The 14,930-nt window shown below is 73.1% G+C and carries 12 protein-coding genes; 4 read left to right on the forward strand and 8 right to left on the reverse strand.

Features of this window, described 5'->3' with window-relative positions:
- Window positions 1–118: 118 nt before the first annotated feature.
- From ACIA8L_RS24945 to ACIA8L_RS24965, 5 genes are read right to left on the reverse strand one after another with little or no spacing between them, the layout of a single operon-like run.
- On the reverse strand, window positions 119–2,512 hold the full coding sequence (locus tag ACIA8L_RS24945) for an FtsX-like permease family protein (protein ID WP_395908503.1): 2,394 nt from the start codon (window positions 2,510–2,512) through the stop codon (window positions 119–121).
- 1 nt (window position 2,513) lies between these two features.
- Window positions 2,514–3,245, reverse strand: a complete 732-nt coding sequence (locus ACIA8L_RS24950; protein WP_395908505.1) for an ABC transporter ATP-binding protein — start codon at window positions 3,243–3,245, stop codon at window positions 2,514–2,516.
- A gap of 51 nt (window positions 3,246–3,296) precedes the next feature.
- On the reverse strand, window positions 3,297–4,391 hold the full coding sequence (locus ACIA8L_RS24955; RefSeq protein WP_395908508.1) for a nucleotide disphospho-sugar-binding domain-containing protein: 1,095 nt from the start codon (window positions 4,389–4,391) through the stop codon (window positions 3,297–3,299).
- Between the two features lie 6 nt (window positions 4,392–4,397).
- On the reverse strand, window positions 4,398–6,431 hold the full coding sequence (locus ACIA8L_RS24960) for an alpha/beta fold hydrolase (protein ID WP_395908510.1): 2,034 nt from the start codon (window positions 6,429–6,431) through the stop codon (window positions 4,398–4,400).
- 36 nt (window positions 6,432–6,467) lie between these two features.
- Window positions 6,468–7,220, reverse strand: coding sequence for an ROK family protein (locus ACIA8L_RS24965; RefSeq protein WP_395908512.1), 753 nt, complete (start codon window positions 7,218–7,220; stop codon window positions 6,468–6,470).
- A gap of 231 nt (window positions 7,221–7,451) precedes the next feature.
- Between ACIA8L_RS24965 and ACIA8L_RS24970 the strand changes: the two genes are divergently transcribed.
- Window positions 7,452–8,549, forward strand: coding sequence for an RICIN domain-containing protein (locus ACIA8L_RS24970; protein ID WP_395908514.1), 1,098 nt, complete (start codon window positions 7,452–7,454; stop codon window positions 8,547–8,549).
- Here the strand turns inward: ACIA8L_RS24970 and ACIA8L_RS24975 are convergent, their stop codons facing one another.
- Window positions 8,550–9,167: a TetR/AcrR family transcriptional regulator gene (locus tag ACIA8L_RS24975; RefSeq protein WP_395908516.1), complete on the reverse strand. Its 618-nt coding sequence runs from the start codon at window positions 9,165–9,167 to the stop codon at window positions 8,550–8,552.
- 48 nt (window positions 9,168–9,215) lie between these two features.
- Here ACIA8L_RS24975 and ACIA8L_RS24980 point away from each other — a divergent pair, with 48 nt between their 5' ends.
- A complete protein-coding gene (locus ACIA8L_RS24980; protein WP_395908519.1) occupies window positions 9,216–9,974 on the forward strand; it encodes an alpha/beta fold hydrolase in 759 nt (252 codons plus the stop codon).
- A gap of 3 nt (window positions 9,975–9,977) precedes the next feature.
- On the opposite strand, the gene ACIA8L_RS24985 is transcribed toward ACIA8L_RS24980, so the two are convergent.
- Complete coding sequence (locus tag ACIA8L_RS24985) at window positions 9,978–12,338, reverse strand: ricin-type beta-trefoil lectin domain protein (protein WP_395908521.1); 2,361 nt, start codon at window positions 12,336–12,338, stop codon at window positions 9,978–9,980.
- Window positions 12,339–12,413: 75 nt separating this feature from the next.
- Here ACIA8L_RS24985 and ACIA8L_RS24990 point away from each other — a divergent pair, with 75 nt between their 5' ends.
- Entirely contained in the window at window positions 12,414–13,208 is a 795-nt protein-coding gene (locus ACIA8L_RS24990) for an ROK family protein (RefSeq protein ID WP_395908523.1), read from the forward strand.
- Here ACIA8L_RS24990 and ACIA8L_RS24995 read toward each other — a convergent pair.
- Window positions 13,156–14,151, reverse strand: a complete 996-nt coding sequence (locus ACIA8L_RS24995; RefSeq protein WP_395908525.1) for a helix-turn-helix transcriptional regulator — start codon at window positions 14,149–14,151, stop codon at window positions 13,156–13,158. The genes ACIA8L_RS24990 and ACIA8L_RS24995 overlap by 53 nt on opposite strands.
- A 66-nt stretch (window positions 14,152–14,217) precedes the next feature.
- Here ACIA8L_RS24995 and ACIA8L_RS25000 point away from each other — a divergent pair, with 66 nt between their 5' ends.
- Window positions 14,218–14,919, forward strand: coding sequence for an alpha/beta fold hydrolase (locus tag ACIA8L_RS25000; protein ID WP_395908527.1), 702 nt, complete (start codon window positions 14,218–14,220; stop codon window positions 14,917–14,919).
- Window positions 14,920–14,930 lie beyond the last annotated feature (11 nt).

The raw sequence follows: 14,930 nt of genomic DNA on the forward strand, positions 1-14,930 counted from the left end.
GTTCTCCTGCGTGTGCCCCGCGGAGGCCTGGCTACCGGTGTTGTGACCCGGCCTTCGTGGGGTGCGCGCAGGGGGAGCCTGGGCCCGTCGCAGGCCGGCATGGTCGGCCGGGCGGGGCCTAAGCACGGGCGGCGCGGCGAGCGGGTAGGACGGCCGCGAGGACGGCGGCGGCCGCGGCCAGGAGGACGAAGCCGGCCAGTTGCCCGACCGGCACGCGCAGCAGCGGGTGGATCGCGCCGAAGCCGGCGGTGGCGGTCAGCCAGCCGTAGAGCACCCCGAACGCCACCCCGCCGAGCGCCCCGGTCAGGGCCATCAGCAGCGCCTCGGTCAGCAGCGTGCCCTGCAGCTGGCCCCGGGTCAGGCCGAGCGCCCGGACCAGGGCCGTCTCCGGTGCCCGCTCCAGCACCGACAGCGACAGCGTGTTGCCGATCCCGATGACGGCGATGACCAGCGCGAACCCGAGCAGCGCGGCGATGATGGCGACGATCTGGTCGATCGCGGCGCTGCGCTCGTCGCGCACCTCGGCCAGGTCGGCCACCTGGACCAGCGGGTGGTCGGCCAGCACGGTGTCGAGCTCGGCCCGGGTCTGCGCGGACGGCCGGCCCGGTGCCGCCTTCACGAGGACCATCGCGTCGTCGTGGACGTCCGGGAACAGCGCGGCGAAGTCGGTTTCGGCTATGACGACGTCGCCGACGAGGCTGGCGCTCTGTGCGACCTCGGCCACCGTCACCGTCAGGTGCCTGTCCCCCGCGACCAGGTCGATCCGCGAGCCCGCCGCGCGGTCGCCGAGCACGTCACCGGCGGCGGGCACGATCGCCGTGCCGGGGCGCACGGGCATGAGCCCGGCCGCCGGGTCGAGGGTGCCGACCAGGATGTCGCCGGAGCGGCCCTGGCGGACCGGGGCGGCGATCGGGAACCCGGCCCCGCGCATCTCCCCGGCGACGGCCGCCGGCACGAGGTCGCCGGGCACCGACGGGGTCAGGATGTAGTCGACCGGGAACGCGGTGTTGAGCTGCTGCTCGGCGGTCCGGTTGACGGTGGCCGCGACGGTGCCGCCGCCGGCCATCAGCGCCACCCCGATGAGCAGCGTGGCGGTCGTGGCCGCGGTCCGGGCCGGGTTCCGCGCGGCGTTCGCCGCCGCCATCTTCGCCGGCACCCCGAACACCCGCCCCGGCAGCCAGCCGAGCGCCCGCACGACCGGCCCGACCAGGCGCGGCGTGAGCAGCAGCAGGGCCAGGAAGTTGCCGATCCCGCCGACCATGACGAGCACCATCGCCTCCAGCGCCCCGCCGGTGCCGCGGACCCCGGCCACGGTCAGCGCGGTGCCCCCGAGCGCGGCGAGGACGGCGAGGACCAGCGTGAGGCGGCGGAACGAGCCGGACTCGGGGACCGCCGCCCGCAGCGCCGCCATCGGCCGGACCCGGGACGCCCGCGCCGCCGGTGCGACCGCGGCGCCGACGGTGACGACCAGGCCGAGCACCGGGCCGGCCAGCAGCGGCAGCGTGGTCAGCACGAGTCCCCCGGCCGGCAGCCCGACCAGCGACGACAGCCGCGACAGGGTGAAGGCGACGAGCACGCCGAGGCCGGTGCCGATGACGGACCCGGCCAGGCCGACCCTCGCGGCCTCGGCCAGGACCATCCGGAACACCTGCCCGCGGCCGGCGCCGACGCAGCGCAGCAGGGCGGTCTCGCGCAGCCGCTGGGCCATGACGATGGTGAACGTGTTGACGATGACGAACCCGGCGACGAGCACGGCGACCAGGGCGAACAGGCCGATGCCGACGAGCAGCCCGCCGAGCTGCCCGGACGCCTCCCGGGCCAGGTCCTTGCGCAACTGCACGCCGGTGCGGGCCTTCGCGTCGACGCCGCCGCCGATCCGGTCGCGGACCGCGGTGGCGTCGGCGCCCGGGTGGAGGGCCGCGACCACCTCCCGGTAGCCGGAGCCGCCGGCGAGCCGGGTCAGTTCGGCGTCGGTGAGCACGACGGTGGAGGAGCGCCCGCCCTGGAAGCCGGTGACGTCGACCAGGCCGACGACGCGGACGGTCTGCCGCTGCTCCTTCGGGTCGACGACGGTGACGGTGTCGCCGACGGCCACGCCGATGCGCCCGGCGGTGCGGGTGTCGAGCGCCGCCTCCCCGCCCACCTCCGGCAGGCGTCCACTGTGGACGTCGAACGGGCGCAGCGCCGCGACCGTGCCGGCGTTGATGCCGAAGCCGGGCGCGCCCAGGTCGGTGACGAGCCGGCCGCGCCGGTCCAGCAGCGGCAGCCGCTCGGCCCGGCGGCCGTCGGCCGCGGCGACGCCGGGGTCGGTGCGCAGCCGGTCCAGGGTGGACGGTTCCAGGCGGGTGTCGCCGCGGGCGGTGACGGCCACGCCGACGTTGCGGGCGGCGCGGGCGTACTCGTCGTAGAGCGCGGCCTCGGCCGTGTCGCGGTAGATCAGCGTGCCGGCGACGAACGCCACCGCGAGCGCCACGGCGACCAGGGTCGGGATGAAACGGCGCGGGTTGCTCATGTCAGCCGCCCAGCCGGCGGAGCCCAGCCAGTACCAGATCCGGCGTGGGCTTCGGTATTTCATCGACGATGCGGCCGTCGGCCAGCAGCACGGCCCGGTCCGCGTGGCCGGCCGCCACCGGGTCGTGCGTCACCATGACGACGGTCTGGCCCAGCTCCTGGACGCTGCGGCGCAGGAACTCCAGCACGCCGGCGCCGGTGCGGGAGTCGAGGTTGCCGGTCGGCTCGTCGGCGAAGACCACGTCGGGCCGGCTCAGCAGGGCCCGGGCGCAGGCGACCCGCTGCTGCTGGCCGCCGGAGAGCTCGGACGGGCGGTGCCGCAGCCGGTCGGCGATCCCGAGGGTCGTGACGAGCTCGCGCAGCCAGCCGGGGTCGGGTTTGCGGCCGGCCAGGTCGAGCGGCAGCGTGATGTTCTGCTCGGCGGTCAGCGTCGGCAGCAGGTTGAACGACTGGAACACGAACCCGATGCGTTCCCGCCGCAGCCGGGTCAGTGCCCGGTCGGACAGGCCGGTCAGCTCCGTGCCGCCGATCCGCACCGAGCCGCTGTCGACCGTATCGAGGCCGGCCAGGCAGTGCATGAGCGTCGACTTGCCGGAGCCGGACGGCCCCATGACGGCCGTGAACTCCCCCGCCGGGAACTCGACCCCGACGCCGTCGAGCGCGCGCACCGCGGTGTCGCCGGAGCCGTACACCTTCACCACATCGGCGGCCCGCACCGCCACGTTGACTGTCACGGCAGTGACGCTAAGTTTCGGAAACTCCCGCGTCGTCTGCGTCAGGTTGTACTACCTGAGGAGGACGAGCGCGTCGGCGACGGCGGCCGGGGACGGCATCGCGGCGATCTCGGCCGCCAGTTCGGCCGCGCGGATGTGGTAGCCGTCGTCGGCGAGCAGCTTGCCGGCCTCGATGCGCACGGCCGCGGCGCAGCGCTCCGGGAACGGGATGCTGCGGGCGGCCCCGGCCGCGGTGAGGCGTTCGGCGATCGCGAACTGGTCGCACATCTGGGGCATGAGCAGCTGGGGGCGGCCGGCGGTGAGTGCGGCCATCGAGCTGCCGGAGCCGCCGTGGTGGACGAACAGCGCGCAGCCGGGCAGCAGCTGGTTGTGTGGGATCCAGCCGATGCGCTTCACGCCCTCAGGAAGGTCGGTGACGTTGTGCACCCCGGCCCCGGACACCACGATCTCGACGTCGAGGCCGGCCAGGCCATGGACGGCGGCGGTGAGGCCGTCGACGCCCTCGGGGATCGGGACGGTACCCATGGACACGCACACCCGCGGGCGCTCGGGGGTCCGCAGCAGCCAGCTGGGGATGGTGCAGGCCGCGTTGTACGGCACGTACCGCATCGGGGTCCCGCCCGGCACGCCGCCGAGGCTGAGTGGACAGGTGTCGATGGTGAGGGCCGGCGGGTCGACCGTGACGCCGGCGTAGAGGGCTTCGAGACGGTTCCGCACGCCGGCCAGGGCTTTGCGGTGCGTCTCGGCCGGGACCGGAAGCCCCCAGTGCTGCAGCACCCAGGGGATGCCGGCCTTCGTCGCGGCGAGCGGCCCGGAGTACTCGACCGGCTCGGTGACGACGAGGTCGGGCCGCCAGGCCCGCACGAGCGCGTCGATGTCGTCCCGCGTCCGTTCGGCCAGGGCGACGAACACGTCCAGGTCGAGCTCCTCGTTGCCGCCCAGGTGCCGGTCCGACGGCCAGAGCTCGAAGAACGAGGCGTCGCCGCCGACGACGGCCGCCGTCAGCCCGGCCCGGCGGACCTGCTGGTGCAGCGGCTGCGGCACGGCGACGAGCACCTGGTCGCCGCGCAGGTGCAGGGCCCACGCGAGGGGCACCATCGAGAACAGGTGGCCGGGGGCCGGGTTCATGGTGAAGAGCACGCGCATGTTTTTCTATGCTCCGTTCGACACGGGAAGGTCCTCGATGCCGCGCAGCATGGTGCCGGGCGCGCGGTAGCGGACCGGGCCGGCGATGCGCAGCGCCGGGAAGCGGCGCAGCAGGCGGGGGAAGAGCACCTGGGCGTGCAGGCGGGCCAGGGCCGCGCCCGGGCAGAAGTGCCGGCCGGCGCCGAAGCTCAAGGCGGCCCGGGCCGGGCGGCGCAGGACGTCGAAGCGGTCGGGGTTGGTGACGTACGCCGGGTCGCGGTTGGCCGACCCGACCAGCCCGAGGACGGCCATGCCGGGCTGGACCTCGACGTCGCCGAAGCGGGCGGGCGCGGTGGCGATGCGCACGGCGATCTGCACCGGCGGCTCGTAGCGCAGGATCTCCTCGACCGCGGGGCCGGCCGCGTCGTCGTCGCCGATGCGGACCAGGGCGGCCTCGTCGGGGTACGACAGCAGCAGGCGGGCGCCGAGGGTGACCAGGCTCGCCGGTGAGTCGTAGCCGGCCCCGAACAGCAGGACCAGGTCGCCGAGGTACTGCTCGCCCAGGTCCGGCCGCAGCCGCCGGACCACCGGCAGCAGCCCCGTCTCGCGCTCGGCCGCCAGGGCCTCGAGCGCGTCGATGAGCTCCTCGCCGGCGGTGGCCATCTCGCCGCGCTGCCGGGGCGTCATGAACGGCTCGAACGCGGCCGAGGCGACCCGGGCCGCCTCCCCCAGCCGCAGCGCGTCGGCGTCGGGGATGTCCAGCAGCCGGCCCGTCACCAGCGAGGCGAACGGGATGGCCAGGGCCTCGACCAGGTTGACGGCGGCGCCGCCGGCGAGCCGTTCGCCGAAGGAGTCCAGGCACGCCTCGGCGGTGGCGATCGTGTCCGCGCGCAGCTCCTCGGCCCGGCGCGGGACCAGGCGGCGGGCGAGGGCCGCCCGCAGGTCGGTGTGGACGGCGCCCTCGCGCCAGCCGAACGACTGGTACAGGCAGCGTACGATCCGCACGTCGCGCCAGTTGTGGGTGAGCCGGGCCGGGTCCTCGCCGGGGCTGGCGAAGATCGGCTCCTGGAGCATCCGGGCGACGTCGGCGTGGCGGCTGAGGACGACCGCGGCGGCCTTGCCGGGCAGGTCGATGCGCAGGACCGGGGTGCGCTCGCGCAGGGTGCGGTAGGTGGCGTAGGGGTCGGTCAGGGCGCGGGGCCGGACCAGGTCGAGGACGAGCCGCTCGGCGTGGCGGCGCTCGGCGTCGGCCCAGAACCGGGCCAGGGCGGCCGCCGTCCGCCCGGGCTGCTCCAGATTGGGGCTGTGCGACGCGTCCGGGATGATCTCGAGCTCGGCGCCCATCCGGGTGGCGTAGCCGGCGAAGTCCTGGGCCGACCAGAGGCGCTGGTCGCGGTAGCCGTGCATGAGCAGCACCGGCAGCCGGGTGGCCCGCAGGTCGGCGCCGCGGTCGCCCTCGGCGGTCAGCGAGCGCAGCGCGCCGTGCAGGAACGCCAGCCGCATTCCGGCCAGGCGGCGGCGCCAGAACTCGCGGCGGTCGACGTCCCGCTCGGGGACGAGGCGCCGCACGACCGGCCACATGACGGCCGCGCCCTGCAGGGCCAGGGTCTTGTCGAAGCCGGCGAGCAGCCTGCGGTGCTTGGCCCCGTCCATCCCCGGCCCGGCTCCGATGAGCGTGACGGAGAGCAGCAGTTCCGGGCGCATGAGGGCGGCGGCGCGGGCGACGAACCCGCCGTAGGAGTGCCCGACGAGGTGGACCGGGCGGCCGGCGCTCTCCACCACGGCGACCAGGTCCTCGGCGTGCTCGGCGATGGTGTGCGCCTCCGGGGACTCCTCGGCCAGCTCGGTGTAGTGGCCGCGATAGTCGTAGGCGTACGCGTGGTATCCGGCCGCCGCGATCGCCGGGAGGACGGGGAGGAAGTCCTCCTTCGACCCGACGACACCGGCGCACAGCACGACGGCGGCGTTGCGGTCGGTGTCCGCCACCGGGCGGTGCACCAGCGCCACGACCGGCCCGCGGGCGGTGTCGAGGACGACTTCGGAGTCACTGAGCGTGAGCACAGTACCACAATAAAGGCTTCTGCCCGTTTTGTACGGTTACGCGCCGATCATTTTCCACGCGCGCGCCCCGCCGAGCACACCCGCGGTGTTGGGCGCGATCGTCACATCCTCGCCCAGCCGGGCGACGGACTCGGCGTCGATGAGGGCCGCGTTGCCGCCGCCGATGTAGAGCCGGTCCCAGCGGAACACCGGCCGCAGCCCGTCCACCACCCGCCGGACCCGCCGCGACCAGCGGGCGTTGCCGAGCTCCCGGCGCTGGATCTCGCCGATGTAGGTGTCGTAGGTCTTCTTGCGCCGGATCGGGCCGTGTGACAGCTCCAGGTGCGGCGCGAGCACGCCGTCGTCGAAGAGCGCGTTGCCCAGGCCCGTGCCGAGCGTGATGACCAGCTCCAGGCCGGTGCCGAGGACCAGGGCGGCCCCGTGCACCTCGGCGTCGTTGAGGACCAGCACCGGGCGGCCGAACGCGCGGTTGAGCGCGGCCCGGGCGTCGTAGCCGGTCCAGGCCGCGTAGAGCTCGGGGTCGACCGGGGTGTGCGGGCCGGCCCGGTTGACGTAGTGCGGGGTGGCCACCACCCGGCCGTGGCGGATCATGCCGGGCAGGCCGACGGTGACCCGGTCGGCCGGCGGGAGCTCCCGTTCGATGTCGAGCATCGCCCGGATGAACCGCTCGGGCGAGAACGGGTATGGCGTCGCGATCCGGATCGGGCCGCCGGCCAGCGCGTCGGAGTCGTCGACGACGGCCGCCTTCAGCCCGCCGCCGCCACAGTCGATGGTCAGCGTGTCACCCACCGGTGCAGTGTGCCCCCGCTTGTTGGAAACCGCCGCACCGACGGCGGAAAAGCCACATTGATCACCGGCGCCTGACCGCTCGGCGCAGTGGCCGACCGCTCGGCGCGCGCGGGTTTACGTTGTGTTTTCACATCGCTAACAATCAATGGGCCGGCAACCGCCTTGAGACACCTGCACGCCGCCTCCGCCAGGGCGGCGTGCAGGCCATTCCCCCATCCAAGGGAGGACGCTGTGCGACGACTCCTGACCACCGCCGGCCTGATCACCGCCATGATCATCGCCGCGCTGGGCGCCGCCACGCCCGCGTACGCCGAGTCCAACGGCGGCGTCAAGGTGATGCCCCTCGGCGACTCGATCACCGACGGCTACAACGTGCCCGGCGGCTACCGCGTCAACCTCTGGCAGCGCCTCGCCGCCGGCGGCTACACGGTCGACTTCGTCGGCTCCGGCTTCAACGGCCCGTCGAACCTCGGCGACCACGACCACGAGGGCCACTCCGGCTGGCGCATCGACCAGCTCGACGCCAACATCGTCGGCTGGCTGCAGGCCTCCGCGCCGCGCACCATCCTGCTGCACATCGGCACCAACGACATCAACCAGAACTACGACGTCGCCAACGCCCCGGCCCGCCTGTCCGCGCTGATCGACAAGATCCGGGCGAACGACCCGAACGTCGAGCTCTTCGTCGCCCAGATCACCCCGGAGAGCAACGCGACGAACGAGGCCCGCGTGCAGACCTACAACGCCGCGATACCCGGCATCGTCGCCCAGAAGGGGAGCAAGACCCACCTGGTCGACATGCACAGTGCCATCACCACCGCCGACCTGGCCGACGGCGTGCACCCGAACGCCGCCGGATACGACAAGATGGGCGCGCGGTGGTACTCCGCCCTGCAGTCCGTCCCTGCCAGTCTCCAGGGCGGCGGCGTGATCCCGACCGGCACCGCCGCGAACGTGACGAACCCCCAGTCCGGCCGCTGCCTCGACGCGTCCGGCGCCGGCACCGCCAACGGCACCCAGGTCCACATCTGGGACTGCCACACCGGCACGAACCAGTCCTGGACCCGCACCGCCGCCGGCGAGCTGCGCCTGTATGGCACCAAGTGCCTCGACATCAACGCCAACGGCACCGCGAACGGCACCAAGGTCCAGATCTGGGACTGCAACAACACCAGCGCCCAGAAGTTCACCTTCAACACCGACGGCACCATCGTCGGCGCCGGCTCCGGCAAGTGCGTCGACGTCAACGGCAGCGGCACCGCGAACGGCACCCTGGTCCAGCTCTACCAGTGCAACTCCACCGGCGCCCAGCGGTGGGCCCGCCGCTAGCTAGAGTCCGAGCAGGCCGCTGAGGAGGCTGCGGATCGTTCGCTCGAAGAGGTCGGGGACGTCCTCCGGGGGTGTGAGGGCTCCGGAGGACGCTTCCTGGATGGCGGCGGCCAGGTTGGGGTAGCGGCTCAGGTCGGCGGTGGCGAAGGAGAGGCCCTCGGGCTGGGGGCGGGCGAACATCGTCACCACGCCGGTGATCATGGCCACCGCTTCGAACTTGGCCGTTGTCGTGGCCTTGACCGGGGCCAGGACGCCCAGGCAGTGATCGAAGTAGGTCAGGCCGTTGGGGCCGAGGGCCTTGACGTGCTGGATCGCCTCCATCAGCCAGGCGTGTCGCTTGTAGACGGTCAGCTGGCGGCGGGCCACCCGGATCAGGGCGTCGATCGGGTCGGCGGCGGCCGGGAACGGCGGGATCTCGGCGATGACCGCATCGGCCATCTGGTCCAGCAGGGCGTCGCGGGAGGGGAAGTAGCGGTACAGGGAGCCGGCGCCGGTGGCGAGCTTCGCCGCTATCGCGCGCATCGAGACGGCGGGCAGGCCGTCGGTGTCGGCCAGGGCTATGGCCACCGTCACGATCTGCTCCCGGCTGAAGCCTGGCACTGGACCTCGTGTCCCCATGGCATTACTCTAAAACTGCAAACGCTGTTCGCAGATACGGGAGGTGCCATGGATCTGGTGGTGGTGCACGGCGGGGCTATCACGAAGCGGTACTACGAGCCGCTGGCCAAGCGGCTGGCCGGGCGGGTGAACGTGCATCTGTACAACCGGCGCGGGCGGGAGGACGCCGGGCCGCGGCCGCCCGGATACACGGTCGACGACGAGATCGCCGACCTGGCCGCGGTGCTGGAGCGGACCGGGGCCCGCAGCGTGCTCGGGCACAGCTTCGGCGGGCTCGTCGTCATGCGGGCCGCGCTGGAGCTGCAGTTCGACAACATCATCCTGTACGACGGGACCGTCAACGTGGACAACGTGTTCCCGACGGCCTACATCCCGCGGATGCGGGCGTACGTCGACGCCGGCGACATCCCGCGGGCCCTGGCCGTGATGAGCGGCGGGCTGAACCTCAGCGGGCTGCCGTTCGGGGTGCGGGTGGCGGTCTGCCGGCTGTTCCTGAAGACGCCGGTCGGCAAGATGATGGGCGAGCTCCTGCCGGGCACGATGCTGGAGACCGAGGAGATCGGGGCGACCCCGACGACGGGTGCGGACTACGCGGGCGTCACCGCGCGGACGCTGCTCGTCGCCGGGGGCAAGAGCGGGGCCTACTACCGGGAGATGAACGCGAAGCTGGCCGCCGCGATGCCCGACGCGCGGACGCACGTGCTGGCGGGCGCGAGCCACAACGAACCCTGCCTGGGCCGGCCGCGCTTCACGAACCTCGTGGCCGATTTCCTGACCGGGGCGCCCGCGAAGGCGCCCCGGCCGTAGGAGTTATCGCGTCCAGCGCTGGTTGGCGCCGCCGTTGCAGGTCCAGAGCTCGACCAGGGTGCCGTTCGCGGTGCCCTGGCCGGTGACGTCGAGGCAGAGCCCGGACTGGACGCCCTTGATCGTGCCGTCGGAGCCGACGGTCCACTGCTGGTTGGCCCCGCCGTTGCAGTCCCAGATCGCCACCGGTGCACCGGCTGTGGTCGCGCCGTTCAGGACGTCGAGGCACTTGGTGGAGTACACCCGCAGCGTTCCCGCAGTTTGGGTCCACTGCTGGTTGCCGCCCCCGTTGCAGTCCCAGATCTCGACCTGGGTGCCATTGGTCGTCGACTGGTTCGGCACGTCGAGGCAGCGGCCGGACTGGGCGCCGACCAGCTGGCCGCTGACCGGCGGGGGCGGGCCGGCGACGGCGGTGACGGACAGGTTGTCGAACTGCGCGGTCTCGCCCTGGCTGGTGCCGATGCCGACCTGGCCGGTGTACCAGGCCGAGTCGGTCAGCGTCGCCACCGTCGTGCCGTCGACCTGGGCGGTGATGGTGGTTCCAGACATCGTGAGCGCAATGTTGTGCCAGGTCCCCGTCCCGGGGGCGGCCACCGTCCCGCTGCGCAGGGTCGTCATGGTGTTGTTGACGTCATTGCGCAGCACGCTCCAGGCACCGGTGTTGGCGAGCCGGAAGTAGTACGCGTTGAGGCCCGCCGGCCCGAAGGCGTGCTGGGTGCCGGCGCGGCCGATCACCTCGACGTAGCCGGCCTGTTCGAGGAGCACGTCGGTCGACACCCTGTAATTGCTCCAGCCGAGGTCACCGAGCAGCGCGTAGGGGTCGCTGAGGGTGTCCCAGGTGATCGGGGCCCGCGGCGACATCTGGCGTACGCACGTCGTCCCGCCGCACTGCGCGATCTCGAACGCGCCCTGCATGTCGGCCAGGTACTTGGCCTCCCGGCCGATCGCGTAGCCGTTGAAGTTGTCCGAGTACGGCAGGGCGAGGGAGCCGGCGGCCGGGGACGTCGCGGTGCCCTTGCCCTGGCCGGTGGTCGTGCTGAGGGTGTAGACCCGGCCCGGCTGCAGTGTCACCGAATACGTCCCGTTGACCGGTGTGACATCGGCGCCCTTCGCGAAGTAGTCGGCCTGGTTCGCGCTCGACAACAGCGTCGACCACACGTGGACCGCGCCGGTGGACAGCCCGCCGGTGACGGTCGCGGTGAACGGCTGGGCCGCGGTCGCGTCCATGGTCTCGATGACGACGCTGTAGTTGCCGCTGCCCGGGTCGCGCATGGTCACGTACGAGCCGTTGGCCCGGTTGCCGCCGAGATACCCGGAGGCCGAGTCGAGGTAGCGCCAGCCCGGGGCCGTGAACTGCGTCGTGTGCGCCATCACCCACGTGTTCTTGCCGATCGAGTAGTTGCCCGACCACGGCTGCGCGGCCAGGGCGACCCCCATCGTCGGGAACGGGATGTTGGGCGTGATCGCGGCGATGACCGGCCAGTTGATGTACGCGGTCATCTTCCCGTCGAGGTAGCCGCGGTTGATGCCGCGGGCGAGGGCGACGGCCCCCAGGTTGTAGTCGTCGGAGCCGTTCTCGCTCGCCCAGACCTTCTTGCCGCTGTTGATCGCATTGGTACTGCTGGGACAGCTCGACTGCGACCCGCGATACCCGCACACATAGTGCGAGCCGAGCACGTCCACGGCGGCCGCGAATGCCGGATCGCTGACCACGTCGTTGGCCGGGTCCCAGCTGGTGTCGTCGGCGACGACCTGCACGTTGCCGTAGCCGTGGCTGGTGAGGGACGCCTTGAGCCGCTCGTACCAGCCCTTGTCGTAGCCGCGCTCGTTCCAGCCGCCGATGTAGTCGAACGTCAGCCCGTGGCTGTTCTTCGCGCAGTCCAGGAACTTCACGTAGTAATTGATCATGTCGTCGGACCAGAAGTTGCCGTTGCCGATCCAGCCCGGCGCGCCCCAGGCGAGGGCGTACAGCTTGATCCGCGGGTTGCGGGCCCGGGCCTGCTCGGCCAGCCACCACTCGTAGCCGCGGTCGCAGTTGAGGTCGGTGGCGGTGTGCTGGTGGCTGGGCTCGGCCCCGCTGGTCGAGTTGGTGTCGCCGCCGACCTCGACCTTCATCAGCTGCATGGCGGCGCCGTAGCCGGGTTTGAACAGGTAGTCGAGGATCTGGCCGCGCTGCGGCTCCGGGTAGTCGTACAGCAGGCGGCTGTTGCCGCCGCCCCCGGAGATGGCGCCGACGCCGTCGAACGTGCGCCCGGCGGCGGTCCCGTTGATCGTGACGGTGGTCGCGGCGGCCGCGGCGCCGGGGCTGACGAGCTGTGCGGCGACGAGGACGAGGGCGGCGGCGAGCAGGGTTGGACGTGGTCGCATGTGTGGTCCTCCATGGCGGTGGGGTGAACCACGAACCAGATTCCCACATATATCGACATAGCTCTACACTGAAACATGTCGATTTCTTTGGACATCGGTGGCACCTGGACGCGGGTCTCGACCGGCGCCCGCTTCCGCACGCTCGGCGACTACGACCGCCAGCTCGAATGTCTCGCCGCGGCATTGCCGCGTGTTACAGAGCCCGTCGGCGTCTCGTTCGGTGGCCGGGTCACCGCGGCGGGCGAGGTCCGGGTGGCGCTGAACCTGCGCGACTACGAGGGCCGCCACCTCGGTGCGGACCTGTCCGCGCGGCTCGGTGTTCCGGTGCGGGTCGCGCACGACGCCACCTGCGGGCTGCTGGGCGAGGCGACGGGCGGGGCGCTGGAACAGTTCCAACGCTGCGGCTACCTCACGCTGTCCACCGGGGTCGGGGCGGCGCTGCGGCTGGGCGGCGTGTGGCTGACCACGGAGGCGGGGCATCAGCTCGTGGCCGGCAACGACCGGCGGTGTGACTGCGGGCAGATCGGATGCCTGCAGACGCTGACCGGCGGTGACGCGTTGCGCCGGCGCCTGGGGCGGCCCCTCGAGTCGGTCGCGGACGTCGACGAGGTCGAGGGTCAGCGGTTCTGGGCGTCGTACGCCGAGTCCCTGGCCCTGGGCATCGCGAACTTCGCACTCGCGGCGGGGCTGGATGCGGTGGCGGTCGGCGGTGCGATCGCGCTGGGGCGGCCGGCGCTGTGGCCGCTGTTGCGGGCGGCGCTCGCGCGCATCCTGACGTATCAGCGCGTGCGGGTATTGCCGGCCGCGAGCACTCCCCTCACGGGTGCGGCCCGGCTGTGGGATCTGCCGGACGGTGCGGTCCTGCACTGAGCTCCACCAGATGGCGTCCGAGATCCGCGACCTCCTCGCGCAGGTCGGGCGGGCGGACGACGGTGAAGTCCCAGCCGAGGCCGGCCAGCATCCGGGCCATGCCGCCGAGGTGTTCGGCCCGGCAGATCAGGCGGGCCCGGCCGCCCTCGGCCTCGGTCACGGTGCCGGCGGTCGGGGGGACGCGGCGGCGGACCTCGGTGGCGGGAGCGTGCAGGAGGACCTCGACCTCGTGCCGGTACGGGACCGCGGCCAGGGCGTCGACCACGTGCGCGGCCGGGTCGAAGGACGACGGCGGTTCGAAGTGCTCCGCGGTCGCGGTGACGGTGGCGATGCGGTCCAGGCGCAGGGTGCGCACCTCGCCGCTGCGGTGGTCGAAGCCGGTCGTGTACCAGCGGGCGTTGTGGAACACGACGCCGTAGGGGTCGAAGTCGCGGGTCGTCGCCTCGCCGCGCCAGTTGCGGTAGGCCAGGCCGACCCGGTGGTTGTCGCGGACCGCCTCGCCGATGGCCAGGAGGTGCTGGACGTCGAACAGGCCGCTCGCCCTCGCCGGCTGGGTGAAGCCGAGGGTCTCGCGGACGGCCCGGACCCGTTCGCGCAGGGCGGCCGGGAGGACCCGCTCGATCTTCGCCAGGGCCGACGCGCGGGCCGCGGTGCCGACGCCGAGACCGAGTCGTTCGGCGGCGAGCAGGCCCAGGACGACGGCGACGGCCTCGTCGTCGCCGAGCATGAGCGGCGGCAGGCGGTAGCCGGGGGCGAGCCGGTAGCCGCCGTAGCGTCCGCGGTCGGCCGACACCGGCAGGCCCAGGTCGGCCAGGGCGGCGGCGTAGCGGCGCACGGTGCGCTCGTCGATGCCGAGCCGCTCGGCCAGCTGCGGGCCGGTCAGGCCGGGCTGGGCCTGGAGGACCTCCAGCAGCGCGAGGACCCGGCCGGTGGACTGTGACACGGGCCACTCCAATGCCGTGACGAATCAGGGCCGGATCTGCCCGGATTCGACTTTAGCGTCGGTGGCATGACGAACTTCATCCTGGTGCCCGGCATGTGGCTCGGCGCGTGGGCGTGGGACGCGGTGGCGGAGCCGCTGCGGGCGGGCGGGCACGACGTGACGGCGGTGACGCTGGGCGGGCTGGCCGAGCGGGCCGCCGAGGCCGGGTCGGCGACGCTCGAATCGCACATCGGCGACGTGGTGGCCGCGGCCGGCGACCGGGGCGCGGTCACGCTTGTCGCGCACAGCTACGGCTGCTTCCCGGTCCGCGGGGCCGTCGAGCGGCTCGGGGATCGGGTGACGCGGGTGGTGTACGTGGACAGCGGTCCGGTCCCGGACGGCACCGCGCAGGCCGACTTCAGCGGCGGGCCGGACCCGGACGGTCCCACCCCGGCCGACGTGCCGCCGCCCTCGTTCGACCCGGCCGACGACCCGGTGCTCTTCGCCGGCCTGGAGGGGCGCTCGGCGTGGATCCGGGAGCGGGCCACCCCGCACCCTCAGGCCACCGTGGCCGCGAAGCTGCACCTCGAGCAGCCCGAGCAGCCGCCAACCGACCTGGTCGTCTCCACGTTCACGAAGGCCGACGTGGAGGGGATGATCGCGGCCGGCCACCCGTTCTTCGCCGGGCTCGACCGCCGCGAATACCGCATCCACGAGCTGCCGACCGGGCACTGGCCGATGTTCAGCCGCCCGGCCGACCTCGCGAAACTCCTCGACCGGATCGGCTGACGCGAATCCGG

The sequence above is a fragment of the Dactylosporangium sp. NPDC051541 genome, from assembly GCF_044454505.1.
Lineage (GTDB): Bacteria > Actinomycetota > Actinomycetes > Mycobacteriales > Micromonosporaceae > Dactylosporangium.